Origin of the sequence: Ruminococcus sp. B05 (genome assembly GCF_003628495.1) — a bacterium.
Lineage (GTDB): Bacteria > Bacillota > Clostridia > Lachnospirales > Lachnospiraceae > Schaedlerella > Schaedlerella hominis.
On the sequence record NZ_RBZR01000006.1, the window covers coordinates 89,868 to 116,397 of the forward strand.

The window sequence follows — 26,530 nt, forward strand, 5'->3', positions numbered from 1 at the left end:
CCGACAGATTTCTTTCCTGTTTTTATTAAAATAATAATCTTACACAACCATACATTCCTGCATCATTTCCAAGTGTTGCAAGCGAAATGCTTGTTGCACGACATGCATGAAATGCTTTCTCTTTAAATTTATTCTGGATTCCCTGAATCAAGATGTCTCCAGCTCTGGATACTCCGCCGCCGATAACGAAAATCTCAGGATCTGCTACTGCTGCAACATTTGCCAGTGCTGTTCCAAGCATTGTGCAAAGTCCATTAACTAATTCAAGTGCTACTTCATCCCCTTCTTTTGCAACATCAAAAATATCTTTTGCTGTTAAAGGTTCAAATGCTTTCAGCTTTGTATTTCTTGTTTCTTTTGCAAGCTGTTTCTTTGCCATACGGACGATTCCTGTTGCTGATGCATACTGCTCCAGACATCCTTTATTTCCACATCCACAAGCTTCTGTCTCATCATCATTCATGTGAATGTGTCCAAGTTCTCCACCAGCTCCGTGTGAACCTGCGATAATCTTACCATCAACGATGATACCACCGCCAACACCTGTTCCGAGTGTTACCATAATTACATTCTGGTGACCTTTTCCGCCCCCCTGCCACATCTCACCGAGAGCTGCTACATTGGCATCATTTCCTGCTTTTACAAAGAGACCTGTCTTCTCATTTAAAGCTTTTTCTACATTGATAACGTCCCATCCAAGGTTTACGCATTTATGAACAGTTCCTTCACTGTCAACCGGTCCCGGAACACCAAGTCCGATTCCCTGTACATCGTCTTTTACGATGCCTTTCTCTTCCATCTTACCTAACACAGCTGCTGCAACGTCATCTAAGATTGCTGCACCATGATTTTCTGTGTTCGTTTTAATTTCCCATTTTTCTAAAATTGTTCCGCTCATATCAAAGAGACCTATCTTGCAGGTTGTTCCTCCGATATCAACACCAAAACCATATTTTTTCATAGTTTACTTATTCTCCTTCTTTTTCATCATGATCACTGCTGCGATCACTCCAAAGCTCAACATTCCGAAGAATGCGATTACAAACTGATTCACCGCTGTATTTTCACCTAATACGATTCTTGCCGCATTTCCCATAAAGATTGGAGCGATCAGTCCACCGATTCCGCCGATAATGGAAAATAGCCCGCTTGCCTTTGCTACTGCTTCCTGTTCAACAGAAATTGAAAGCAGATAAGATCCGGTTGCCATAAAACAACTTAATGACACTCCGCAAAGCGCACTTACAATCAATACTCCTGCCATGCCATGTACTGTCAATACCAGTCCATATCCGACTGCTGCAGTCAAAATTGAAAATGGTAACGTAAAGTTTTTTAACACTGCAGATATCTTTGAGAAAATCATACCTGTTACCAGTGCAAATGCTGCATTTACTGATGTCACCATACCTGCCAGTCCAGGATTATTTGATATATTCTCTGCGATGTAAATTCCAATGTTCGTGCTGTATGCATTAATAAACAATGTATGTGCAAAAGATGCGAATGAAATCAGATATACCATCTTATTCAGCTTCATATCCGATGCCTTTTCTGTCTTTGTCGGTGGTGTTTCTACCAGAAGTGCCTGAACACCAACCATTGCGATGAATGGAATCAGATAAACGAGATAATAGTTTCGATAACTGAATCCTGCCAGCGTACCACCGAGCATACTTCCTGCCATCGTTCCGATTCCCATGCCGACTACGTGAAGTCCCATATAACCTGCACGTTCTTCTTCCGGAATCAATTCTGCTGCGATTGCTGTATTCATCGGACCTGTAATACCAAATCCAAATCCAATCAATACTCTGGATACAACCAGAACCCAAAAGTTGTCTGAGAAAAATGGCATCAATCCACAGATTCCAATAATAGCCAATCCTGCCAGAACAATCTTCTTTTTACTGATTTTTGTTGTCAGCCATCCAATCATCAGGGAGCCAACCATAATCAGCAGGTACTGGATTGTCTGTAAAAGCTGTATCGCACTTGTTCCATATTGCTGATACTTTTCATTGATAATTCCAAGTACCGGTGAAATTCCTACAATGTTTAATCCAAATGCAAATGCTGTGAAGAAAATGCTGACTGCTATTTTTTTCTTATTTATGTTTAACATGGCTGAAGTACATCCCAATGTTCAGCAAGTTTTCCATCTTCCAGACGATAAATATCTACAACACGGCATTTTGTATTACCTTCTGGATCAACATTTTTCAAATAAACAGCAACCATATCCTTCTCTGCAATCATCATATGAATGTTCAAACGGAAATCTGGATGCTCAACAAATTTGTCAGCAAACGCTGTTTTCAATGCTTCTCTTCCCTGATCAACACCTGGATTATGTTGAATATAATCTTCTCTCACATATTTATCTGCAGATTCTACGATATGATCATTAAAAAATTCCTGATAGAATTTCCGAATTACTTCTTTATTTTTCTGTTCCATGTCTTTGTCCTCCATTTTTATTTTATTATTTTAAAATAATCTGGCTTTCTTTCGATTGGTCCCGGGAATCCCTCTGCAGGATATCCAAGGATACAAGAACCCACTCCAATATATTCACCTTCGTAACCAGCTTCTTTTAACAGTTCTTTTCCAAGATCTGTCTCAAATGTCTCACGGATACGATTGATCCATCTGGATCCGAGGCCGAGTGCATATGCCGCATTGAACATATTTCCAAGGCAAAGGCTTCCATCTTCTACCGGATTGCCGACACCTTTTTCTGCCAGTACAAGAATAATGGTTGGTGCTCCGTAAAATACATCGACACCTTCCGGTGCTCCCGCAATCTCTGCATTTAATTTACAAAGCTTCTTGATCCATTCTTTATTCTGTACTGCAATAAAAATCGGAGACTGTTTATTACCACCAGAAGGAGCATTCATTCCAGCCTTCAATACAGTCATCAGTTCTTCATCTGTAATCTGGTCTGGTTTATAATTTTTTACACTTCTACGATTCAGAATGTCTGTTACTGTTTCTTTCATTTGAATTCCTCCAATATTATCCTTTTATCCCAGATGAGCAGAAGCTATATTACCTGCTTCTGCTCATCTTCTATTCTGTCATTATTTGTTTGCGGTTACTTAGGAATTAGTCTTCATCTTCAACATACTCCGCAGCACTCATACCAGCGATACGTCCTGTATTAACAGCAAATCCCATAGAGTTTCCTGGAAGTAAGAACATATAACTGTCATCGTAAATGTTGCAAGCATCTGCTCCTGCTGCATACAATCCTGGAACTGGCTCGAAGTCTTTATCACAAGCTTCGCAATTCTCATTGATACGGATTCCACCAACTGTTCCATATCCGCCTGGACGGATTCTTGCACCATAGAACGGAGCCTTTGTGATTGGTCTTAAATATCTCTTATCTTTGAAGAATTCTTCATCTACGCTGTCGCAGAAATCATTATATTCTTCTACTGTATCTACAAGATTATCTACATCGATTCCTGCCATTTCTGCAAGTTCTTCGATTGTATCTGCGATAAACAGACCTTCATTTCCGTTCTCCTGTGCCATCTTGATTGCATCTGCGAAATCTGATACATCTGGATCAGGACGAACCATAGATACGTTATCTACACCATTTCTCATGTAATATTTTGCAATTGATGAATCTACAATACTGATGCAGACTCTACCTTTCTGATGTGAACACACATTTGAGAGGAATGTCGTATTCTGCATATGATCTTCGTTCATAACACGTTTACCCTGTAAGTTAACAAGCAAGTTTGGCTGTCCCATGATGTTTCCAACGCTTCCCGGAAGATCATCTACACCCTCGATTGCAGCTGCCTGCTCAATTCTTACCGGAAGGTGATCAGCCCCTGCTTCCCATGCCATGCGAAGTCCGTCTCCCATCATTCCAGGAATAGCAAAGTTGAACATATCTACACCATGTTTGTAACCTGTCTCTTTTTCAATAAATTCTTTGTTGCATCCTGCTCCACCTGTACAAATAATTGCGGCTTTACAAGCAACTTCAATTTCTTTACCATCTTTGTCTGTTGCAAGAACACCTGCAACTTTTCCATCTTTCATAATAATCTTTTTAGCAGGTGTCTCAAGAAGTACCTTTACTCCTAATTCCTGGGCTCTTGCATACAAAGCTTTGTTCATGAATGATGCGGCTCTAGGTCCGATTCCCTGATCTGTTTTAACGATATGCCATGTTGGCTCTGATTTTGGGAAGTAACGATAAGCACCTTCGAATTCAACACCCATATCTTCCAGCCATTCAATTGTCTCTGCTGACTGTTCGAAGTAACGTTTTACAAGTCTTGCATCTACATTGTAATGAGTATATTCCATAAACATGTTAAATGCTTTTTCTACTGTTACATCTTCCATCTGCTGTTTCTGATATTTTGTTCCGATACCAAGTGGTCCCATTCCCATGTTAGCTGCTCCACCAACTGCTGCTGCTTTCTCAAGAACGATAACTTCAGCTCCGTCTTCTGCTGCCTGAACAGCTGCTGATAATCCGGATGGACCTCCTGCAATTACAACTACTTGTGTTTCATAATCTGCCATGTTTTTTCCCTCACTTTTCATGATTTATCTCTTTGATTTATCTTTATTTTAGTTTGTTTTTGTATCATCATATACTGCTTTTTATACCAAAATACATTATTTTTTTGTCTTTACTTCTGTCAAAAAAATTACAGAGAGCAAAAAAGAAGATACTTTTTTTGCTCTCTGTATAGTATTATGCTTCAAATGCGATTGCTTTTCCTGTTTTTGCTGACTCACGTACTGCATCCATCACGCACAGCACACGTCTAACCTGTTCTGGTTTTATAATAACTTCTTCCTCTTTATTAAATGCTTTCACAAAATGTTCAAAGTAATTTCTGTGATTTACATTAACCTCCGGCAATGCTTCTTCTTGAAGCAGTCCAGGTGCTGCCGGGCCAAAGCTTCTTGTAGGACCGGCTGCTGTCATTGTAATTTTGCCAGGTACATTTTCAAGCAAGTGTGCAGTACGAACAATCTTACCTTCTCCATTAAATCCATCGATGATAGCAGATCCTTTATTACCACCGATAAACCATGCACGCTTTGGTGTCAGATAATATGTTCCCAGTTCAATCTCTGCTGTTACACCATTTTTGAATTTCATAATGATATTAAAGTAATCATCTACATTTTCATTGATAACATTTCTTACATCTGCATAAAGGGATACGATTTCAGATTTTACCATATCAAGCATCTGGTCAATCAAATGAACACCCCAATCATAAAGCATTCCTCCACCCATCTCTGGGTATACATGCCAGTCATGCATATTTCCATTAAAACCATAAAGCTGAGATTTAATCACATACATATCTCCTACCATGTTTTTGTCATATACTTCTTTCATGATACGATAATCTTTATCCCATCTTCTCTGCTGATGAACAGTGAATAATACACCGTTGTCTTTGCATGCAGCTACCATTTCATCAAAAAGTGCAACACTCATTGCTGCCGGTTTCTCACAGATTACATTTTTCTTAGCCGCTGCAGCTTTTTTCACCATTTCTGGATGGCTTGGGTTTGGAGTAGATACCATAACTGTATTAATATCTGCCTTTTCAAGCATTTCTTCAATACTGTTATATGTTTCAACACCTTCCGGTGCATCCTTCAGCTGCTCTGGGTTTGTATCTGCTACTGCTACAAGTTTAATCTCACTATCATCAAATGTACTCATCATATCAGCATCGCAATGTCCCATAAATCCAAATCCAACAATACCTAATTTAACTGTTTCCATCATTTATCCCTCCGATTTTTATCTTTTTATTATCAATATCCTTAACGACCAAGATTCAGACAAGGGTTTTCCCTCCTCTGAATCTTAAATCTAGCCTTTTTTTATCCTTCAATTGCTCTTCTCATAGCTTCCTGATGACGACGTACCTGTTCGATACTATCAACACCAACATCTCTCAAATGCTCTCCACCTTCGTACTCTGAACTTAAATATCCTTTATATCCAGCTTTCTTAAACGCCTCGATTACTTCAGGAATTGCAACTGCTGTTTCCACATAATCTTCGTGAACATTATAGAATTTTGCATGTGTATGATAAATGTAATCAATATTATCGATAATATCCTGTGGCTCAGACCAAGAATATGTAAACGATACATTTCCATACCAGCGGTCTGCATCATTTCCACCAGCTGCTTCGATAGCATCCATCATTTCTTTCATTCCGTTTGCCATACGATATTCCATATTTGCTTTTCCAAGGTTCAGATCATATTTAATCTTTGTAAATCCTTTTGCAACACGCTGTGCATAAGCATCATCCACAATCTTAATGCATTCTTCTGATGCACCCATTCTTCTTGCTTTATCTCTTACAACATCTGGGATGTTCTTGCAGAAGATTCCCATATCAGGCATAAATCCGAAGAATTTTGTTCCTGTACGCTTAATCATTTCCATATATCCGTCAGCCCATCCTGAGTTCAAAGAAAATGGTGCATGTACTTCAAGACAGATTTTTACATTTTTTTCTTCTGCATACTCTAAACTTCCTTCGATAACATCCATCGGTGTAGAAACCAATGTACGAAGTGTAGGAAATCCCATCATAGAAGCGAGACGGATATCTCTCTTCATCATATTAATCTGCTCTCCAAGACTTAATGTACGATTGTCATAAATTTTGTTTTCCAAAAATGCATCATAGCATGATGGCTCAAGACCATATTTTTTAAGCCAGCCAAACCACTGTGCTCTGAATTCTTCTGTTTCAATCGGCAATGGGAATCTGCGGATCATCTGTTCAGCAAGAAGCTCTACACCTGTTGCTCCTGTTTTTGCTGTTTCTCTAAGGCACCCCTCAAGATCCAATTTTCCATCATAATATTCATCCTGATAACTATACAGGGAAACACTTCTTTTAATATCATAACTCATCTTCAAGTTCCTCCTACTCAATCACGAAATCTGCGTCACAATCTGCTTCAATCTGAAATGGCATATATGACGGTGCAATAATCTGTCTTGCATGAATGTGATGATTTCCTTTTACAAGTCCACCTTCTTTAATCACAGATACTGTTGCATAGTCGCCAAATTCCCAACGATAATCTGAATCTACAACTGTACGCATTTCTTCCAATGTAAATGTTTCTCCATTTACTGTGAAACGAATGTCTTCTCTTTTAACATCCTCTCCGTCTACATTGATCTGGATATCACGAACGATTGACAATGTAATTCCACGATAATACTGTGCTTTAAACTGGAACTGGTAACCTGTTACCTTTCCGTTTTCTTCTATATTTTTAAATCCAGCCGGATTATAAATCTGTCTGCCAGCCATTTTTAACTCCTCGCTTTCCTAATTTATAGCTGAGAATACCGATACTGCTTAAAAAATACCGGTATTCTCAATATTTATCTTAGTCAAAGAATACTTCTTTTCCTGTTTCTGCTGATTTGTAAATTCCTTCGAGAATCTGTGTTACAACAAATGCCTGCTCTGGTTTTACAAGTGGATCTGTATCATTGATGATTGCATTGAGCCACTGCTCCTGCTCACGAACTGCCTCTGCTGCTGCTCCGCCTTCAAAGAAATCAACAACACCTGCAGGTGAGATTGTTTTTTCCATTAACTGATTATGCTCTACTGTGTTGTAGATCAGTTCATCCTGTGGGTAGCTTCCGCCGTGGTGAATTTCAGCACCTGCTTTTGTTCCGCAAAGAGTTGTAGAAGCTTCCATAGATTTCAGTACATTCAGTGCCCAAGATGCCTCAAGGTAGATTGTTGCACCATTTTTCATTTTTACAAGACCGAATGCTGAGTCTTCTACTTCGAATGTCTTAGGATCCCATGGTCCGAATACATTTCCTGCAGGGCCATCTTCCTGACGTCCAAGCTTGTAGAATACCTGTCCTGATACTGATTCTGGCTCATAGTTATTCATCATCCACAGTGTAATATCAAGTGCATGTGTTCCGATATCGATTAAAGGACCGCCGCCCTGAAGGGCTTTATTAGGGAATACGCCCCAAGTAGGAACAGCTCTTCTTCTAAGTGCATGTGCTTTTGCAAAATAGATTTCTCCAAGTTCTCCAGCCTCGCAAGATGCATGCAATGTCTGAGTGTCATCACGCAGACGGTTCTGATAACCGATTGTGAATTTCTTTCCTGATTTTTTCCATGCATCAATCATTTTACGTGCATCTTCTGTATTGTGAGACATTGGCTTCTCACACATTACATGTTTTCCAGCTTCAAAAGCAGCTACTGTAATCGGACAGTGAGCCACATTTGGTGTACATACATGTACGACATCAAATTCAACGCTTGTATCTGCAAGCATCTCTTTATAATCAGTGTAAACTTTAGCACCTTCTACACCATATTCTTTTGCAGCTTTTTCTGCACGCTCAGGAATGATGTCACAGAAAGCTACCATATCAGCTTTGTCTGCATTTGCTTTGATAGATGGCATATGTTTCTGATTTGCGATTCCTCCACAACCTACGATTGCAATTCTTAATTTTCCCATTTGGTTCCTCCTTTTATTAATTAAATAATTTACTTATCGGGCTCTTTTCACAACAAATGTCTGCTACGCAGTTCTTGTTTTGTTTTCTCGTTGTTAGATGACAAACTGTTTTAAGTATCTCTGGCTTAAAACAAGAGACTGCTCTACTTTTTCTTTACTTCCTTCAAAAGCTTTATCTTCCACTTCAATACATGTATATCCGTCGTATCCAATGTCTGTAAGTGCTGATACATATTTATCCCATCGCACATCTCCCAGTCCCGGAAGCTTTGGTGACATAAAATCAAGTGGATATGCCATAATTCCGCAATCATTCAAACGGTCATTGTAAAGCTTAATATCTTTGTAATGAACATGGAAAATTTTATCTTTGAATTCATAAATCGGTTTAATATAATCGATCATCTGCCATACAAAATGTGATGGATCGTAATTGATTCCCAGATTATCGCTATCAAGAATTGCAAATACTTTTCTCCATATAGCCGGTGTTGTCATTAAATTTTGTCCGCCCGGCCACTGGTCTGGTCCAAACAACATTGGGCAGTTTTCGATTGCTATTTTTACATTTTCTTCCTCTGCAAGTTTGATAATCGGTGGCCAAACTTCTTTTACAAGCTCCAGATTTTCTTCGATATTCTTTGTCTGATCTCTTCCGATAAATGTTGTAACCATACCAATGCCAAGCTTATGGCTTGCACGGATTACATTTTTCAAATGTTCTACTACAGAAGCTCTCTTTTCTAAATCTCCATCCATTGTGTTTGGATAAAATGCAAGAGAAGAAATTTCTACGTTTTTCTCTTTACTGTAGTCAAGAATATGTTTTGCATACTCATCGTCTGCAAGGACTTTATCTACATCTATATGACTTACTCCTGCGTATCTTCTCTCTGCTTTACCTTGTGGCCAGCAGGCAATTTCTACGCATTCAAACCCATGATCTGATGCAAAATCCATCATTTCTTCATAACTCCAAGTATCAAGAATTGCACTTACAAATCCTAATTTCATGCTGTTTCGCTCCTTTTCATTTTTCTCTCTTAACTTGATTCCATTATATAAAATATATTTCCGGCGTGCTTTCACAAAATTAACCTAATTTCATACAGTATTTGGACTCTTTCTTTTTGTACAAAAAAAGAGGACAAAAAAAGATATATCTTTTTTGTCTTCTTTTTCTTTCGTTCGCTTTCTTTAGTCTTCCAGCTTGTACATAGCTACCGGTATCAGTGCTAATACATATACAATTGCCGGCATTAAGTTTACACCAATTTGAATTCCGTTTCTGACTTCATTTGTAATGTCTTTTCCAGCTACATATCCAAACCATCCAATAATAGCAATTCCAAGTGCAGAACCAATTGCTTGCCCAATCTTTCCTGCCAGACTGTTCATTGAAAATAATATACCATCCGGTCTTGCACCTGTTCTATCATGAATATCTGTGACTACATCAACTAACATTGAACTTCCACACGCTCCACCAATATATCCGATTCCATATACAACATGTGCCAGCAGCAAATACGGAATATTTGTATAAGGTCCAAAGAACATCATAAGGCATCCTACTGTTTGAAAAATCAGAGCTACATACAATGTTTTCTTTCTTCCAAGTTTATCAATCACTTTTGGTCCAAAAGGCATTACGATTGCACCTACAAACATTGGCATCATCATAAACACAGTAATTAAAGCAAAGTTTTGAACAACATAAATGTAAAAGTATGTTGCACATCCAATTCTTCCCATCATTCCAATCATATTCAATGTTGTGTATGCAATAACAGACATAGCATTGCGATCTTTCAGCACATATTTTAATGATTCTTTTGTAGAAGTCTGCTCTTCTTTCTTTACTGTAATTCTCTCTTTACAGTTTTTCGCACAGAACCAGAAAAGTGGTAATGCAACAATTGCATATGCTCCTGCTGTAATCTGATATCCTCTTCCCGGCCAGATACCTTCAAAATAATTTACTAATGGTAATGTACATAACTGTAAAGCAATCATACCAATTACCATTCCCATCATTTGTGCTGTGTTTAACTTATTCACTTCTTTCGGATCATTTGACATAACTGCTGGCAATGCAAGATATGGCACATTCGTCATTGTATAAACCATTCCCAGTCCGATATATGTAATGTAAGCATAAATCAGATTTCCCACACTACCAAAACCTGGTACAGTAAATGTTAAAATTGTAAATACAACTAACAACGGAGCACCGATTGCAATATAAGGACGGAATCTTCCGTATTTTGTATGTGTATGCTCCATAATCGCACCCATCATCGGGTCATTAATTCCATCCCATATTCTTGCTACCAAAAACAATATTGCAACAGCTCCTGCCTGCAATCCAAATACATCTGTGTAAAATAATGTCAGATACGAACTTACCATTGTCCATGATAATTGGGATGCCACGTTTCCAATTCCAAATGAGAAATAATCTTTTCCTTTCAGTTTTTCCATTGTTTCCCTTCCTTTCTTCGTTCGAATTTTCAAGAGTCTATTTTTAAATAAAATATGACTGACAGATTATATTCTTTTATCAAAAATAGAACTTTTCATTTCGTCCGACTTTCCCATCTTTAGCAATGTTGCTATTCACTTATTCTTCCTACCCTCCTTTATTATGTTTGATATCCTCATATTATCTTTTTCGCCATTTTTCAGCGTGCATATTTCTGTTCCATTCTTTTCTTTCATAAACCTTCGTTTCAAAAAGCAGATGCAGGTTTCGAATTTGAAACCTGCATCTGCTTTTTTCCTTTTTTATTTAATTGCTTTTGTTTTCCATTTTCCTCTTTTATAGAAGAAAGTAGTAATTAACGCTCCGATCACCCATGAAATAACCAGTGACAGATAAATATATTCTCGTTTTCCCTGTGGGAACGCTGTGCTTCTGGATGCATAGACAAGCAGATACGCAAGTGGTACACGAATCATGATTGTCTGTACAATGGAAATCCACATTGGTGTCATTGTATCGCCGGCGCCTCTCATAATTCCAGACAGCACCTGTGTAACTGACATAACCAGATATCCTACCGCAAGAATCTGCATTAGATGATAACTTAAATCTACCAATTCTGATGTACTTGTAAAGATTCCCATCAACGGCTTACCAAAGATTAAGATCAACCCTGTGATGACCGCCGATGTTCCGACTCCCATAAAGAGTCCCTGTTTTGCTCCCTTAGCAACACGTTCATACTGGTTTGCTCCGACATTTTGTCCTGCATAAGTCGTCATTGCATTACCAAATGACATATTCGGAAGCATCGCAAATCCATCCACACGCATCGTAATTACATTTGCTGCAATAAACTGCTCTCCAAAACTGTTCGTCAATGACTGTACGATCAACATCGCCATTGAGATCATCGCCTGTGTCACTCCTGACGGAACGCCCAGTCGAATGATATTTCCTGCATGATGTTTATTTAACCTGATATATTTCCACTTCAGATCAAAGAGCTCAGTTAATTTTGAAAGTCTTCTCACACACAAAATTGCTGAAATTCCCTGTGCAATTGCAGTTGCAAGTGCAACCCCGTTTACTCCCATGTCAAATTTTACTACAAAGAGTAAATCTAACACAATATTTAACCCACTTGCTACCAGCAGATATAAAAGGGCTGACATCGAGTCTCCCAATCCCCGAAGTACACCACTTAAAATATTATAAAACGCAAGCCCTGCTGCACCTAAAAAGAGAATTCTCAAATAAGATGTACACCAGTCTAAAATTGTCTCCGGTGTATTCAGCAATTCCAGAAGTGGTCTTGCTACCAACGTAGCAACTACCATAATGACCAATGATGCAATTGCCGTTAATACAATACAAGTTCCGATTGTTCCCGATAACGCCTCTCTGTTTCTGGCTCCAAGATATTGGGATACCATAATGCTTGCTCCTACCGAAATTCCGACAAACAATACAATCAGCAGATTTAAAATCGGACCTGCACTTCCAACGGCAGCCAGTGCGTTATCTCCTACAAATCTTCCAACCACGATGCTGTCAACAGTATTATAAAGCTGCTGTGCAATGTTTCCTATCAGCATCGGTATCGTAAAGATCAGAATGTCTTCCCATGGTCTTCCGACCGTCATATCCACTGGTGCGAATAATCGTTTTAACTTATTCACTTTTCTTTCCTCTCATTCCATTTTCCCTTTTGTTTCAGTGTTCCAAAATTATACGTTTCTAATATTGATAGTGAATGTCCAGCACTTTAATCTCATGTGCTTTTAATTTTGTCTCAATACGCAGAACGTTGTCTTGCACTGTAATCCTTCTCATATCTACCTTCGGGTTTGCACTTCGTTTCATATACTCAACCTCTCCCTTGGAAAGATTTCCGATATAATCCATGTCCTTCCATATATTTTGGATACTTCCATTATCCTCATTCACATAAAAAACGCGCATAACATAGTTTCCATTTTCTACATTATTAATCTGAAATTTTAAATGAATCGAATCTGTATCCTCATACAAACTGTCAATATCATCTACCCGAATATCTTTCTCAGCCTTCATTGTATATCGATAATTAAATTTTTTACAGTTATGGCACGCAATAGTATATACACCTCGTCCATCTGTTGTCAACAACGCATTTTCTGTTTTACCAAGTAATCCCTTTTTTAAAAATTTCAGAAAATGAAATGCATAAAAGGATGGCTTTTTGATTCCATCTCTTGTCAGAAGACCATTATCCCCATACAAAACAGCACCGGAATCATAATATTCTGTGTGCAAATCCGAACCATGCCAGTACCCCATCATATCTGCTTCGCCAATTGATTCGATACACGTTTTCACAATGTATGCTCCCTGTGCACAACTATCATTGATGCAATTTCGATTTGATATTGTAAAATTCCACTCTGTAATATGTAGTTCATCCGGCATAAAATCTTCTGCTTTCAAAACATCTTTGAATAATTCCAGTTGATTTTTCACAAAGCTGTTATCAAGCGAACGCTTTCCAAAATAAACCCCGTCCTGCTGCAACAATAAATAAGAATACGAGTACACACTGATAAAATCTGGTCTGACATTTCTTGTTTTCCAATTTTGAATTAAAATACTGTATTGATATCTATCGTATCCAAGTGCAAATCCAGCTCCTCCTACCTTGATTTTTGACGATATCTTCTTTAATGCATGATATCCAATCTCAAAACAGTCAAAATACCACCCTTTCGCATCCAGCATATTGAGACGGTCATCTTTCCAAAGTTCAAAATACCAGCTCTCGATTTCATTTACCCCATATCGGTTTGCAATATGTGATGAAAACGCCTGCATCACCTCTACATAACTTTCTCTGTCATGAAATATGATTTCATTATATCGGTCTCCGACAGCCGAATTGATTGTATAATTTACATCTGTTGGTTTAAATGAGAGTTCTATATATGGTTTCAAATTATGCTCTACCAAGAAATCCAGCCCGCGGTCTATTCTGCTGAAATTATATTTGTTATCTCCGGAAATATTTTCATAATACATATCCTGCATAAATATATTGTAAATCCGGACATAGGAAAATCCGATTTCTTTCTGCATCATAAGCAGCTGACTCTGCACATCATAATTGAGCAGCGAATCAATATTTCCCATATTGATGATTTTATCCCATGGCTTTTTCCACTCTGTAGTATTCTTTGCATCTACGACATACAGATTCATATTTCTTGTCGCTGTATTATCCGCCACCGGCTCTTTGCCTGTCAGATATTCTTTCACCCTTTTATCCAGTTCTTGTTTTGCCTCTTTATTCTCATTCAGATTTTCTTCTTTATGAACAGTCGAACGATATGCCGACGGAGTCATATTATAGATTTCTTTAAAAGCCTTATTGAATGCTGCTGTTGTAGGAAATCCATTGTCCAGTGCAATTCTTGTAATCTTTTTTTCGCTATAGACAAGCTCATCTACTGCATGGAACAGACGAATATTATTGACATATTCCAAAAAACTAAGTCCAAAATGTTTCTTAATATATTTGGATAAATATGCATTCGATAAATACAATTTCTGTGCCAGATCGTTCAGACTCAGTTGTTTTTGATAATTTGCCTGCACGTAATTCTGTATCTCAAATATTCGCGAATTATCTGGGGTAAAATTCTCTTTCATTCTTACATCGTCCGCTTTTATCATAAAGTAAGCTACTAACAAATAAATAGCTTCATAATAAATGCTATTGAGATAAATCGCCCCTTCTTTTTCTTTATCATAAGAACGATTCAGCATCTGATCCAGCACTTGTTTCAACTGTTCATAAGACTCATTTTTATCAACCGTTGTATTACACCAGAATAATAACTGATTTGTTCCCATATATTCTGCCAACATAGTAAAATTAATCTGAAATGATGCAAGGAGGATTTTTTCTTCTGTCGCTCTCCAAGAATGACGCTTGTTCGCATTAATAAGTAAAAAATCACCTTTTTTCAAATTATAAGTTTCTGGTTCAATCTGTACTTCCACACTGCCTTCCAGAACATATACAATCTCCAGATTCTGATGAAAATGTGTATTCTGTACTTCGCTAGTATCAAATTCGAAGTCCATAATTGTTCGCATATTATCCATTCAAGTACTACCTCTCTTTTGTGGTTTCTGCTTTTTAGTCACTATTTTTAATTTTAATAGGTGATAATATTTTCGTCAAGTCTTGCCGAACACAGATATTCTTCGCATTAATCTGCCAAACACGCCACACAAACAAATACATTATTTTTCAACTCTGTAAACAGTAACCCCCACAGAGCGCTGCCTATCGCAACACCCTGCGGGGGAATCCATACTACTATGTATTACAATTTATAACTTTTCATAAAGTCTTATGCGTTAATCATTTCATCAAACTTTTTAACACGCTCCATCTTCTTCTCAAGCAGCTCTTTGTTTGCCATGATCTTTGGTCCACAGATTGCTCCGAATCCCTGGATTTCTGTTGTATGCTCTCTTAATCCGGCAAATGTTCCTCTTGCTCTTGCCTGCTGTGCTTCAGAGAACTCAACATTTAATTTATCTCCATCGATAGAAATCTTTCCTTCGATACCACAGATTGGACACTCTACTGTTGTTGTTCCGTTTACTGTCAACAGGTTCTGGTGACATACAGGACATGTTCCCATTCCTTTTGGTCCGTAGAATTCAACATCTTTATCATCCATCTCTACAGCAGCTGCTGTACGTTTTCCAATCTCGTGCATATGTCCGATCATTTCGTCATTCAGGTATGGATTTCCGATTGTTCCCATGCTGTTTGCATTGTAGTTAGCAACAACTTTCATCATTGCTGGGAATCCGAATAAATGCAGAGTTGCTGTTCCCATAGATACCCAGTTTTCTGTGCTTGCTCCACCTACTGAAATGTAAGAAACTGTACGACGTCTTAATCTCTCGATTGGATAATCGTCTGCGTTACCAGGAGCTTCTCCAGCTCTTCTCTTATCCAGTACCCAGTTAATAGCTGATACATCGTGACGGCATGAGAAACGGTCTACAAAATCTTTGAACTGTCCTACCGGCTGCAATACATATACAGGTGCTCCAAGGATGATTGCATCTGCTTCACGAACAGCCTCTTCTACCATCTGGAAATCATCTTTGATGATACAGTTGTTATCTTTTCCTTTTTCTAAAGCCATTGAACAGGCTCCACATCCGATACAACGACCGATATTCAGTCTCTGTGTATTGATAAAATTAATCTCAGCATCTGGAAATGCTTCTTTTGCTCCATAAAGAGCTTCTTTTACAAGAATGTCTGTGTTTGCATTCTTTTTACCAAATGATAATCCTAATACTTTCATAGTTATTTCCTTTCTTTTTCCTCGATTTTCCAATCTGTTACGATTCATTTCGACCTGATTGATATTACATTCTCATTATACCGATTGATGTATATCCATACCTCATCACATATGCCTTCTTTTCTGGACTCAAAATGACCTGCTTATCTTTCTTTATTTTTTGTCGAAACTTAAAAGGTCATCTTTTTATATTCAATTTTGACCTTTTACAGAAGCATGGAAGTAAAAAGTTTCATTCCACCTGCCAAAATCATCACTAAGATTGGACTTATACAAGTTTTTCTCAATAAGAACAAGGAAATAACAAAAATTACAACCATGCTCCAGTCTGTATTTGAAACAGAAATTTTCCCACCATCTCCCCAGAATGCGGTAATCAAAATGCTAATACCCGCAGATGCAATCATGGCAATTACCGCCGGATGCAACGACTGAAGCACTTCTTGAACTACCTGATTCTCTCGATTTTTCAGATAAACATAGGCAATACTCGTCACAATAATACAAGATGGAAGAATACAGCCTGTTGTAGCAATCAAAGCGCCTCCAACACCTGCAATCTTATTTCCCACAAAAGTTGCAGAATTCACCGCAATCGGTCCCGGTGTCATCTGCGAAATGGAAATTAAATCTGTGAATTCAACCATACTCAACCACGCATGCTTTGTAACAATCTGTTCCTGTATCAATGGCATCGCTGCATACCCTCCGCCAAAGCTAAAAAGGCCAACTTGCAAAAAGCTAAAGAATAATTGTAAGTAAATCATGCCCATTTCCTCCGTCCTATCCATGTTTGCACACATCCAATTCCAATGCAGATTAAAATCACTGCATAAACCGGTACTCCAAAAAAGCAGGTTGCCATAAATGCTACAATCATAATCAGATTCTGTGCTGCCTTCTTTTCTTTTACTACACCGCTTGCCATTCCATATACTACATCCGCAATGATCGCGCCTACCGCCGCCTGCATACCAGTTAATATCTGGCTTACAATCACATTATTGTGGAACTGATTGTAAAACACAGAAATGACAGAAATAATAACAAGCGGAGGTAGTATCGTCGCAATAATCGCAGTCATTGCTCCCAAGATCCCCGCAAGCTTATATCCTACAACAATTGCTCCGTTCACGGCAATCGCGCCCGGCGAAGATTGTGCGATTGCAATCAGATCCAGCATCTCTTTTTCATCAATCCAGTGATATTCATCTACGAATTTTTTCTTCATCAATGTTACGATGACATATCCTCCTCCGAAAGTAAATGTACTTAAATAAAGTGTAGATATAAATAATTTCAGTAAAATTTCTTTTTTACTTTTCATCGATCTCGTCCTATCTTTTTGTGTTTCTTTTTATATTTCTATTCTTATGGAGGAAATCTCCTCCTCTTACTGACATATCTTTCTATAAATATATCATTCCTGCAATCTTGGAACAACATCTGATGTCTGTAAATACCAGTCCAACATTTGATTTTTCATCTCACAGACAATATTTTTATAATTTGGATTATAATATAAATTCTTTTCCTCTTTTGCATCCACCTCCAAATTATATAATTCATTTTCTCCATTTGTTCTCACAATCAGCTTCCAGTTCTTTTTCCGCATCATCGTACCTCGACACACACATTCCTGTCTTTCCTGTTGAATCAACATTTTCGGATAATAAATACACTCTGGTCGCATTAAAAAATTATAGTCCCGCTCCGTTCCTTCAAAACACTGTTGTTCCCGAACATCATATCCCCCTTCACAATAAACAACTGCATCTTCGGTTTCTTTCTCCCCATCAATCAAATTTCTAAGCGATTTGCCAAAATGATCATGCTTTGCTTTTATGCCTGCATAATCTAATAAAGTCGGGAAAATGTCCAGCTCTGACACCAGTTGTTTTACCTTGTGTTCTTTTAACGAATTTGGAACCCTTATCAATAACGGAACTTTTGTCAGATCATCATCAAACGCATTTGGCCATTTTTCAACCAGCCCATAATCTCCTGCCCAGTCTCCATGATCAGAGGAGGTTACGATAATCGTGTCTTCCAATAAACGATTCTGTTTCAATGCTTCAATTAATCTACCCAACATATCGTCACAATACTTTACCATACCCAGATACACTGCTGCACACTTACGAAATGTATCATCATCCACCTTTTCGAAATGACTATATTCTCGAATAATTCGCATAAAAGCAGGCTTATTTTCCAAATCTTTTCTTCGCAATTCTGGCAAATCATCCGGATTGTACATGTCATAGTATTTTTTCGGAATCGTATATGGCGCATGTGGATTATTTAATGATACAAACAGGAAAAATGGATTCTCTCCTTTTTGATAGTGATTCAGAAAATCGACTCCGGCATTTACCATTTTCGTATCTGTCATTTCTTCTAATTCTTCGTCTTCCATTGGCTCCAATAACATGTGGTAACGTCCAGAAAACATCGGTAATTTTTCAGTTTTCACAACCTCATTGTCTTTCCGCCATGCCAGTTTCAATCCCAGACTCTTCGTAAAAGACTGCCTTGAAGCCTCATCGTTCAAACAATGGTTTTTCCCATAAAACTGTACGTTATATCCTGCATCTTTAAAATCTTTCATGAAATTAGGATGATGTTCATCTATAAAGTGTAACAAACTCCGATGACCATTTACATGCGGATACCATCCTGTCAACAGAGAACATCTTGAACCAACACATACTGGATTTGCAACATAAGTATTCTCAAAACAAGTTCCCTCTTTTGCAATCCAGTCATAATTTGGTGTTTTTGACACCTGATTTCCATAGCATCCCAACACATCCGCTCTCATTTCATCTGTAAAAAAGAATAATACATTCATCTTTCGCCCTCCTGTAATCATCTACCTTCTATTGGCACCACGTCCGAAGTATGAATCAACCAATTTAACATTTTTCTTTCTAATTTAATAGAAATGTCTTTATATTCCTCTTGTCCATACAAATTTTCTTCTTCCCATGGATCTATTTGCATATTATATAATTCATTTTCTCCATTTGTCCTCACAATCAGTTTCCATTCTTTATATCTTTGCATCACAACACGGCATACTGTTTCTGGTCTCTCCTGTTGCTGCAGACATTTCGGATAATAATCTGTTCCTGGAATTTGTGGAAAATCCAATGGTGTTCCTTTAAAGCATGTCGGTTCAAAGCAATGCGGTTCACTTATATCATACCCCCCTTCGCAATAAACCGCACGTGACTCATCCCCATTCTCTCCCTCTAATTGTGGACGAAGTGAAACCCCAAATTGTTGATAATGCAACTCTATATTCTCATAATCCAAAATCGTCGGAAAAATATCAAAAGACTGTGTAAGTGTCTTAATTCGCTGTCCACCCTTACATCCCGGTCTTCTTATAATAAGTGGAACTCTCGTTATCATATCCGTCATATCTGAGGGCCACTTTTCAACTTCTCCTGCATCTCCCGCGAAGTCTCCATGGTCAGAGCACAAAATAATTGTTGTCTCCTCATAAATTCCGGCTTCTTTCAACGTCTGTACAACTCTACCTGTCAATTCGTCCACATAAGATATCATTCCAAGATAAACAGCATTGATTTTTCTAAAAAATAATTCTGTCTCTTCTTCCGTATTTCGATACTTCTTTAAAACCTTATATAATTCAGGTTTGTTCTTTTTCACCCATTCCAATTTTCTCGGAAATGGAATCTGTTTGGCATTATACATGTTATAGTATTTTTCCGGAGCCGTATATGGAGGATGCGGATTCATCCATGATAACATCAAAAAGAAGGGTTGCTTTTTCTGAGCTTGTTCTTTTATAAATTCAATTGCGCCTTCTGTATGTTGCTCATCCCCGATTTCTTTCTGATCTATATTTGGAATTGGTGGATATAACATAGAATATGGTGCGTTTTCAATTGCACGATATGATTTTGTAACATCTCTCCTTTTAAATGGGAGTAATTTTTTGAAGACATGTTGCATGGATTGTTTATCAAACATATCATCTTTTCCTGCGTGGCACGTCACAAATCCAGCCTCATTTAAATGCGATATAAAATTAGGATCGTGCTCTGTAATATTATAATACGTTCTTTTTCCATTTACATGCGGATACCAGCCACTGACCAAGTTACATCGGGATGGACCGCAAACCGGATGTGTCGTATAGTTTTGTTCAAATAATGTTCCTTCCTGTGCAAGTCTGTCAATGTACGGGGTCTTTACCAACGGATGTCCATAGCACCCCAGACTTTCTGCTCTCATTTCATCTGGAAACAGCAATACATAATTCAAAATATCATCTCCTAATATAAAAAAGTTATAGTCTCTCGTTCTAAAGAAACTATAACAATTTTGCTTTTACTTGTATAATGCCTGAAACTCATCATGCAATTCTGCATTTGCATCAAACCATGTTTTTATCCAAATACTTCTTTTATTGGAAATTTCTTTTCTCTTTTCCAACTTATCATAATCTTAAAATAGATGCTTTCATCCTCAATCGGTATAAACTGTATCTTCTCAGACTCAAGCAAATCTGGGTTTTTGTAAAAAATGCTATATCCATCCTTTTTATGTAAATGTAAAATCGTATTTATAACATCGCCCGTATATATAACTTGTTCTGATGCAATCTGTAATTTATGCAATATCATTTCCTGATATTTTCCAAACTCAGGATCTAATTCTTTTTCTACACAGATTAATTTTTTATTCTTAAGTTCCTGATACAGGACTTCCTTCTTTTTCTGATTAAATTTCATCTCTTTAGAACATATAATCCCAGCTGAAATTCGTTCCAACGTATAGTGCTCAATCTCGCTTCTTTCTGATAAAAATCCGCCCAGAGATATAACAATATCTATCTTATCTTTTTCAAAAGCTTCCTTTAACTCATCAAATCGATATCTGTATATTTGAATCTTTTCCGGAGAGAAAAATCCGCATAATTTTTCTAATAAATTATCAATCAACTCCGAAGTAATCACTTGCAATACTCCAATTCGAACAAAGTCCTGATGTGCGGTCTTACTTTTCACTTCTTCTAAACTTTCCTCAATCTCATTAACAATCTTTTCAAATCGATTTTGAAACACTTTTCCTGCTTCTGTAAGTACCACTTTCCGATTATTTCGAAATAGTAATTTTACCCCCAATTCTTCTTCCAGCGCCTGAATCTGCCTGCTAAATGCAGGTTGCGATACAAATAGATTCTGTGCTGCATTTGTAAAATTCAATGTTTTGCTTACTTCTAAAAAATATTTTATCTGTAATAAATTCATCCTGCTCACCTCAATAACTTCATGGTAACATAAATCTATCTTTTACTCAAATGCAGATTTTATATCATTCATGCAGTCTTGATATGACACAATCCTCTTTTTGCATTGTACTTTTCTCTGCGTCTCATGTAAACTGAACTTAGACATTTTTATAAAATAAAAGATAATTTGTTATCGTTCACTTTATCTCGAACATACGGTCTGGAATATAAGCAATAATCTAACAGGAGGAATTTATATGCCCGCAATCAGTGTTCTTATGAAACCTTCATCCAGTCTGTGCAACATGTCCTGTGACTACTGTTTTTACTGTGATGAAGCCCAGAAGCGAACGCATAAATCTTATGGATTTATGACGGAAGAAACCTTAAAAAATGTTATTCGAAAGACTCTGCTTCGTGCAGAAGGATATATCAGTTATGCCTATCAGGGCGGTGAACCAACCTTACGTGGTCTGGATTTCTACAAGCAGGCTGTCGCCTTTCAAAAGCAATATAACAAAAACAACATTACCATATCAAATTCGTTCCAAACCAATGGCTATCTGTTAGATAAAGAATGGTGCAAATTCTTTCACGAAAATCATTTTCTAGTAGGACTTTCTATTGATGGCACCAGAGAAATCCACAATATCTACCGACGTACAGCAAATAACGAGGATACTTTTGACAGGGTTGTTGCCTCAGCCAAGTTAATGGATCAATATCAGGTCGATTACAATATTTTAACAGTGGTAACGCCCCAAATTGCCGCTCACATACGTACCATCTATTCCTTTTATCAAAAAAAAGGATGGAATTATCAACAATATATTGCCTGTCTCGATCCTTTAAATGAACCTCACGGAAACAATCCTCATTCGCTTTCACCAGAAGTATATGGACAATTTTTGATTGATCTTTTTGAACTTTGGTACAGCGATCTACAGCAAGGAAAGCAGCCATTTATCCGTCAATTCGAAAACTATGTTGCAATCGCAATGGGTTATTATCCAGAATCCTGTGAGCAGCGTGGATTCTGCGGAATCCAGAATGTTGTTGAAGCAGACGGAAGTGTTTATCCATGTGATTTCTATGTTCTTGACGAATATCTCCTCGGTAATTTTAACACAGATCGGATAGATGTAATCAATCAGCATCGGGTAGATTCGGGATTTATAGAATGCTCTCAAAAACTGGATTCTAATTGTAAATGTTGTAAATATTATCCACTTTGCAAGGGTGGCTGTCAAAGAAACCGCGACTATAATAAAACTTCCAACAGTTATCAAAATTACTACTGTAAAAGTTATCAGATGTTTTTCCAGAAAAATTATACTCGCATTATGGATATTGCAGATAAAATTGCTAAAAACAGGAGGACAGATTTCTTTTGATCCGCTCTCCTGTTTTTTGCTAAAATTCTATATTCGTATCATTTATAAATTTTAAATTCATATTTTATCAGATATTCGGAATCTTTCCCAGCACCTCATTCAACTTCTCTTCGTCCACATCTATAGAACGCTCCTGAAGCAAATCTAGCAATTTCATTTTACTAAGTGTTGTCATCATATCTTCAAATGTCATATCCGGTCTAAATGGAGTTATTTTCTCTTTCATCACTTTGATTGTATCCGCAAGTGCCTCTTTTGCTGCCGGGTTTCCAAAAATTCTTCCAATCGTACAATCCAGAGAAAGCCATGCTGCACCATCATCTGTGATATGTGCTTTACAATTTGGTTTTGTAAGTACTTTATCTTCTGCTGTTCCAACATAAAAATCACCCATCACATCCTTTAAAAATCCAATACTATCTTTTACCCAATTTGGAATTCTTGGACAAAATGCGGATTCTCTTGTCTGGATGGATTCATCACCTGTTGAAAAACCATGCGGTCCATATGCATAAATATGACTCTCAAATGTTACTCCTGCCTTATCTAGTGCATCCATCATCTGAATACTGCTATGAATCGGAACCACATTGTCTGTACGAGCTGCGAAAAGGAAGCATGGGCAAGTATCATAGTTTACTTCTTCTACAATTCTCGGTGCATTGGTTGCGATTTCATCAACCTGTTCATTTAATACTGCATAACCTAAAATTGCTGCTACCGGTTTATGCTTGGCAATCGTTGCAGCTGCACCTGCGAGATGTCCTCCTGCTGAGAATCCGGCTACTGCAATTTTATCTGCCATCAAATTCCATTCATCTGCATGATTGATGATATATTCCATTGCATCTTCATAATCCTGTAATGGGTCCGGCCAGCTTCCGACCTCGTTTATCGTATATCTAAGAATAAACGCATCATATCCTGCATTTAAGTACGCCAACGCTACCGGTTCAGCTTCACGGTCTGAGCAGAACATATAGCCGCCTCCTGGAATTACCAGTACACCTGGTCTCTTGGTAATATTTCGATATTCTTTTCCTACATCCTGAATAAATGCTGTTAAACGGACATTTCGTTTTTCATTCAAAGTAACTTCTATTGTTTTCATTTTCTGTTTCCTCCCATATATTTATATAAAGAACAGCACAAGATTTTCTATCTGTCCGATAGACTTTTCCTGCACTGTTCCTCCTTTAATTAAAATTTAACATTTACTTCTTCACACAGACAATCTCTTGAGTTTCCACCAGCATAGATTCTGAATTTTCCATCTTCTAATACATATTCAGCCTGATTGTTATAGAATCCCATATCCTGTTTTGCCAAATGTAACACAACAATTTCTTCCTGTCCAGGTTTCAGCTCTACTCTTGCAAAACCTTTCAGTTCTTTCACCGGACGCACAAGACTTGCTGTTACATCTTGCATGTACAACTGTACGATTTCTATACCTTCGCGGTCTCCTGTATTTTTCACCTGTACTGTTACTTCCAGTTCCTCTGCTTTTTCTTCCACATGAAGATTCTCGTATTCATATGTTGTATAACTTAATCCATAGCCAAATGGATATAGAGCATCGAACGGAGCATCCAGATAACGTGATGTGAACTTACTCTTGCTTCCCGGTCTTCCTGTACTTGGATGATTATAATAAATCGGGCACTGTCCTGTTACTGACGGGAACGAAGCTGACAATTTTGCTGACGGATTTGTCTCTCCAAAAAGTACGGATGCCAACGCATTTCCTGCCTGGATTCCAAGATGCCATCCTTCTACGATAACCGGTAAATGTTCTGCCTCCCAGCCAAGTGCCAGCGGACGTCCATTCATCAATACTGTTACAAGTGGTTTTCTGAATTCTAATAATTTTTCCAGCAACTGTCTCTGTTCTCCCGGCAATGTTGTATCTGCTTTTGAAGATGCCTCTCCACTCATACTAGCAGTCTCTCCAACTACTGCGATGATCACATCTCCTTCCAGGCAAGCCTGTTCTATCTCTTCTTCATTAATCGCACCTTCCGGTCCGCCACATGGATAATATTTTACATCTGCTCCACTGTTCTGCAGTCCTTCTAACACTGATACACAGTCTGCCTGATTAAATGCCATTGCCCACGCACCGCAAACTTCTGCTTTTTCAGCTGCCAGAGTTCCAACCAGACTAATTTTCAAATTTCTATTTAATGGCAAAATATTTTTTTCATTTTTTAATAATACAATTGATTTCTTCGCTGCTTCTAATGTTATTGCAACATGTTCTTCCGGCAATGCTTTTTCATACTGCTCGATCACTTCATCCGGAACATATGGGTTTTCAAACAATCCAAGCCATACTTTTACTGATAAGATTCTACGCACAGCCTCATCTACTGTATCCATAGATACTTTACCTTCTTTGATCAGCTGTTCCAGATTCTTGGAGTAAATGTTTGTTCCCATATCCATATCCAGACCTGCATTGACAGCCTGACAACCGGCATCTTTTTCATCTTCAGCAATACCATGTGCCACACATTCTTTGATTCCATTTGCATCACTGACAACAAATCCATCCAGTCCATATCCATCTTTCAATACCTGACGAAGTGTATATTCATTGACTGTACATGGAACACCATTCAAATCATTAAATGATGCCATTGCTGTTGCAGCTCCCTCTTCTACTGCTGCCTTAAATGTCGGCAGATATACATTATGAAGCTGAGAGATTGACATACTTGTTGTATTGTAATCTCTTCCTGATTCGCAGGCACCATATGCAACATAATGTTTTACACAGGCTGCCACATAATCTTCTACAGACTCCTGATTATTCTGCAATCCCTGAATTTTCTTTCTCGCAAAGCAAGACCCCAGATACGGATCTTCTCCAGGTCCCTCGGAAACTCGTCCCCAACGAGAGTCTCTTGCGACATCGATCATCGGTGCAAATGTCCAGTTTATTCCATAAGCTCTTGCCTCTTTTGCAGCCATCTTTGCTGTTCTTTCGAACAGATTCTCATCAAAAGATCCTGCCTCTGCAATTGCGATCGGATACACACTGCGGAACCCATGAATTACATCGAATCCTACAATCAGCGGAATTCCAAGTCTGCTTTCTTCGACTGCAATTTTCTGCAATTCATTATTTTTACGTGGGTCATTTACCATCATTGCTCCGACTTTACCAGCACGGATATCATCTTCATGGAAATCCTGCTCTGAAGTTGCGAGGATTTTCTGGAATTCCTCCTGAGAAATACGTCCGTCTGTCATCATCTCGATCAACTCTTCAAACGGAACTTCAAACCCGCCTACTATTGATGGCGATTCCAGATTCATCTGACCAATCTTCTCTTCTAATGTCATCTGGCTTAAAAGATCTTCTACTTTTGCTTTCTGTACTTCTGTTAAGTTCATATTCTGTCGTTCTCCTTTCATGATTGCGTACATCACCATATTCTGCTGAATTTTCA

Annotated in this window: 22 protein-coding genes; 1 reads left to right on the forward strand and 21 read right to left on the reverse strand. The window is 38.0% G+C overall.

Annotated features, from left to right (window positions below):
- Positions 1-25 precede the first annotated feature (25 nt).
- From D8Q48_RS06660 to D8Q48_RS06750, 19 genes are all read right to left on the reverse strand, one after another.
- Positions 26-961, reverse strand: a complete 936-nt coding sequence (locus D8Q48_RS06660) for an ROK family glucokinase (protein WP_121055978.1) — start codon at positions 959-961, stop codon at positions 26-28.
- Positions 962-964: 3 nt separating this feature from the next.
- The gene (locus D8Q48_RS06665; protein WP_121055980.1) at positions 965-2,125 is read right to left on the reverse strand and encodes an MFS transporter; all 1,161 of its coding nucleotides are present in this window, start codon (positions 2,123-2,125) and stop codon (positions 965-967) included.
- Positions 2,119-2,460, reverse strand: a complete 342-nt coding sequence (locus D8Q48_RS06670) for an ester cyclase (RefSeq protein WP_121055982.1) — start codon at positions 2,458-2,460, stop codon at positions 2,119-2,121. Before D8Q48_RS06670 ends, D8Q48_RS06665 begins: the two co-directional genes overlap by 7 nt.
- Before the next feature lie 17 nt (positions 2,461-2,477).
- Complete coding sequence (locus tag D8Q48_RS06675) at positions 2,478-3,005, reverse strand: nitroreductase (RefSeq protein WP_117989732.1); 528 nt, start codon at positions 3,003-3,005, stop codon at positions 2,478-2,480.
- Positions 3,006-3,111: 106 nt separating this feature from the next.
- Entirely contained in the window at positions 3,112-4,563 is a 1,452-nt protein-coding gene (locus tag D8Q48_RS06680; protein WP_121056019.1) for an FAD-dependent oxidoreductase, read from the reverse strand.
- 175 nt (positions 4,564-4,738) lie between these two features.
- Positions 4,739-5,794, reverse strand: coding sequence for a Gfo/Idh/MocA family oxidoreductase (locus tag D8Q48_RS06685; protein WP_118724597.1), 1,056 nt, complete (start codon positions 5,792-5,794; stop codon positions 4,739-4,741).
- 101 nt (positions 5,795-5,895) lie between these two features.
- The gene (locus D8Q48_RS06690; RefSeq protein ID WP_022076242.1) at positions 5,896-6,951 is read right to left on the reverse strand and encodes a TIM barrel protein; all 1,056 of its coding nucleotides are present in this window, start codon (positions 6,949-6,951) and stop codon (positions 5,896-5,898) included.
- Between the two features lie 13 nt (positions 6,952-6,964).
- Positions 6,965-7,360: a DUF6379 domain-containing protein gene (locus tag D8Q48_RS06695; RefSeq protein ID WP_117989729.1), complete on the reverse strand. Its 396-nt coding sequence runs from the start codon at positions 7,358-7,360 to the stop codon at positions 6,965-6,967.
- 79 nt (positions 7,361-7,439) lie between these two features.
- Positions 7,440-8,552, reverse strand: coding sequence for a Gfo/Idh/MocA family oxidoreductase (locus tag D8Q48_RS06700; RefSeq protein ID WP_117989728.1), 1,113 nt, complete (start codon positions 8,550-8,552; stop codon positions 7,440-7,442).
- Between the two features lie 93 nt (positions 8,553-8,645).
- Complete coding sequence (locus tag D8Q48_RS06705; protein WP_121055984.1) at positions 8,646-9,566, reverse strand: sugar phosphate isomerase/epimerase; 921 nt, start codon at positions 9,564-9,566, stop codon at positions 8,646-8,648.
- A gap of 183 nt (positions 9,567-9,749) precedes the next feature.
- Positions 9,750-11,036 (reverse strand): MFS transporter, encoded by a 1,287-nt coding sequence (locus D8Q48_RS06710; RefSeq protein ID WP_117989726.1) that lies wholly within the window; start codon positions 11,034-11,036, stop codon positions 9,750-9,752.
- Positions 11,037-11,339: 303 nt separating this feature from the next.
- Positions 11,340-12,719 (reverse strand): MATE family efflux transporter, encoded by a 1,380-nt coding sequence (locus D8Q48_RS06715; RefSeq protein ID WP_243116247.1) that lies wholly within the window; start codon positions 12,717-12,719, stop codon positions 11,340-11,342.
- A 58-nt stretch (positions 12,720-12,777) separates the two neighbouring features.
- Positions 12,778-15,180, reverse strand: coding sequence for a helix-turn-helix domain-containing protein (locus D8Q48_RS06720; RefSeq protein WP_117989725.1), 2,403 nt, complete (start codon positions 15,178-15,180; stop codon positions 12,778-12,780).
- A 251-nt stretch (positions 15,181-15,431) separates the two neighbouring features.
- Positions 15,432-16,409: a flavodoxin family protein gene (locus D8Q48_RS06725; protein ID WP_121056023.1), complete on the reverse strand. Its 978-nt coding sequence runs from the start codon at positions 16,407-16,409 to the stop codon at positions 15,432-15,434.
- A 206-nt stretch (positions 16,410-16,615) separates the two neighbouring features.
- Positions 16,616-17,176, reverse strand: coding sequence for a chromate transporter (locus D8Q48_RS06730; protein ID WP_121055986.1), 561 nt, complete (start codon positions 17,174-17,176; stop codon positions 16,616-16,618).
- A complete protein-coding gene (locus tag D8Q48_RS06735; RefSeq protein WP_022076232.1) occupies positions 17,173-17,736 on the reverse strand; it encodes a chromate transporter in 564 nt (187 codons plus the stop codon). The genes D8Q48_RS06730 and D8Q48_RS06735 overlap by 4 nt, the downstream gene beginning before the upstream one ends.
- Positions 17,737-17,829: 93 nt before the next feature.
- A complete protein-coding gene (locus D8Q48_RS06740; protein WP_172696965.1) occupies positions 17,830-19,263 on the reverse strand; it encodes a sulfatase-like hydrolase/transferase in 1,434 nt (477 codons plus the stop codon).
- Between the two features lie 17 nt (positions 19,264-19,280).
- On the reverse strand, positions 19,281-20,708 hold the full coding sequence (locus D8Q48_RS06745; protein ID WP_121055988.1) for a sulfatase-like hydrolase/transferase: 1,428 nt from the start codon (positions 20,706-20,708) through the stop codon (positions 19,281-19,283).
- A 125-nt stretch (positions 20,709-20,833) separates the two neighbouring features.
- Positions 20,834-21,697, reverse strand: coding sequence for a LysR family transcriptional regulator (locus D8Q48_RS06750; protein WP_117989721.1), 864 nt, complete (start codon positions 21,695-21,697; stop codon positions 20,834-20,836).
- 238 nt (positions 21,698-21,935) lie between these two features.
- On the opposite strand from D8Q48_RS06750, the gene D8Q48_RS06755 reads away from it, so the two are divergent.
- Positions 21,936-23,072, forward strand: a complete 1,137-nt coding sequence (locus tag D8Q48_RS06755) for an anaerobic sulfatase maturase (protein WP_022076227.1) — start codon at positions 21,936-21,938, stop codon at positions 23,070-23,072.
- A 67-nt stretch (positions 23,073-23,139) separates the two neighbouring features.
- On the opposite strand, the gene D8Q48_RS06760 is transcribed toward D8Q48_RS06755, so the two are convergent.
- Entirely contained in the window at positions 23,140-24,183 is a 1,044-nt protein-coding gene (locus D8Q48_RS06760) for an alpha/beta hydrolase (protein WP_121055990.1), read from the reverse strand.
- 89 nt (positions 24,184-24,272) lie between these two features.
- On the reverse strand, positions 24,273-26,474 hold the full coding sequence (locus tag D8Q48_RS06765; protein ID WP_121056024.1) for a glycoside hydrolase family 3 N-terminal domain-containing protein: 2,202 nt from the start codon (positions 26,472-26,474) through the stop codon (positions 24,273-24,275).
- Positions 26,475-26,530 lie beyond the last annotated feature (56 nt).

Excerpts from the sequence above, each read along its gene's own strand:
- D8Q48_RS06660 (WP_121055978.1), bottom strand. The coding sequence starts at position 961 with ATGAAAAAATATGGTTTTGGTGTTGATATCGGAGGAACAACCTGCAAG.
- D8Q48_RS06665 (WP_121055980.1), bottom strand. The coding sequence starts at position 2,125 with ATGTTAAACATAAATAAGAAAAAAATAGCAGTCAGCATTTTCTTCACA.
- D8Q48_RS06670 (WP_121055982.1), bottom strand. The coding sequence starts at position 2,460 with ATGGAACAGAAAAATAAAGAAGTAATTCGGAAATTCTATCAGGAATTT.
- D8Q48_RS06675 (WP_117989732.1), bottom strand. The coding sequence starts at position 3,005 with ATGAAAGAAACAGTAACAGACATTCTGAATCGTAGAAGTGTAAAAAAT.
- D8Q48_RS06680 (WP_121056019.1), bottom strand. The coding sequence starts at position 4,563 with ATGGCAGATTATGAAACACAAGTAGTTGTAATTGCAGGAGGTCCATCC.
- D8Q48_RS06685 (WP_118724597.1), bottom strand. The coding sequence starts at position 5,794 with ATGGAAACAGTTAAATTAGGTATTGTTGGATTTGGATTTATGGGACAT.
- D8Q48_RS06690 (WP_022076242.1), bottom strand. The coding sequence starts at position 6,951 with ATGAGTTATGATATTAAAAGAAGTGTTTCCCTGTATAGTTATCAGGAT.
- D8Q48_RS06695 (WP_117989729.1), bottom strand. The coding sequence starts at position 7,360 with ATGGCTGGCAGACAGATTTATAATCCGGCTGGATTTAAAAATATAGAA.
- D8Q48_RS06700 (WP_117989728.1), bottom strand. The coding sequence starts at position 8,552 with ATGGGAAAATTAAGAATTGCAATCGTAGGTTGTGGAGGAATCGCAAAT.
- D8Q48_RS06705 (WP_121055984.1), bottom strand. The coding sequence starts at position 9,566 with ATGAAATTAGGATTTGTAAGTGCAATTCTTGATACTTGGAGTTATGAA.
- D8Q48_RS06710 (WP_117989726.1), bottom strand. The coding sequence starts at position 11,036 with ATGGAAAAACTGAAAGGAAAAGATTATTTCTCATTTGGAATTGGAAAC.
- D8Q48_RS06720 (WP_117989725.1), bottom strand. The coding sequence starts at position 15,180 with ATGGATAATATGCGAACAATTATGGACTTCGAATTTGATACTAGCGAA.
- D8Q48_RS06725 (WP_121056023.1), bottom strand. The coding sequence starts at position 16,409 with ATGAAAGTATTAGGATTATCATTTGGTAAAAAGAATGCAAACACAGAC.
- D8Q48_RS06730 (WP_121055986.1), bottom strand. The coding sequence starts at position 17,176 with ATGATTTACTTACAATTATTCTTTAGCTTTTTGCAAGTTGGCCTTTTT.
- D8Q48_RS06735 (WP_022076232.1), bottom strand. The coding sequence starts at position 17,736 with ATGAAAAGTAAAAAAGAAATTTTACTGAAATTATTTATATCTACACTT.
- D8Q48_RS06740 (WP_172696965.1), bottom strand. The coding sequence starts at position 19,263 with ATGAATGTATTATTCTTTTTTACAGATGAAATGAGAGCGGATGTGTTG.
- D8Q48_RS06750 (WP_117989721.1), bottom strand. The coding sequence starts at position 21,697 with ATGAATTTATTACAGATAAAATATTTTTTAGAAGTAAGCAAAACATTG.
- D8Q48_RS06755 (WP_022076227.1), top strand. The coding sequence starts at position 21,936 with ATGCCCGCAATCAGTGTTCTTATGAAACCTTCATCCAGTCTGTGCAAC.
- D8Q48_RS06760 (WP_121055990.1), bottom strand. The coding sequence starts at position 24,183 with ATGAAAACAATAGAAGTTACTTTGAATGAAAAACGAAATGTCCGTTTA.
- D8Q48_RS06765 (WP_121056024.1), bottom strand. The coding sequence starts at position 26,474 with ATGAACTTAACAGAAGTACAGAAAGCAAAAGTAGAAGATCTTTTAAGC.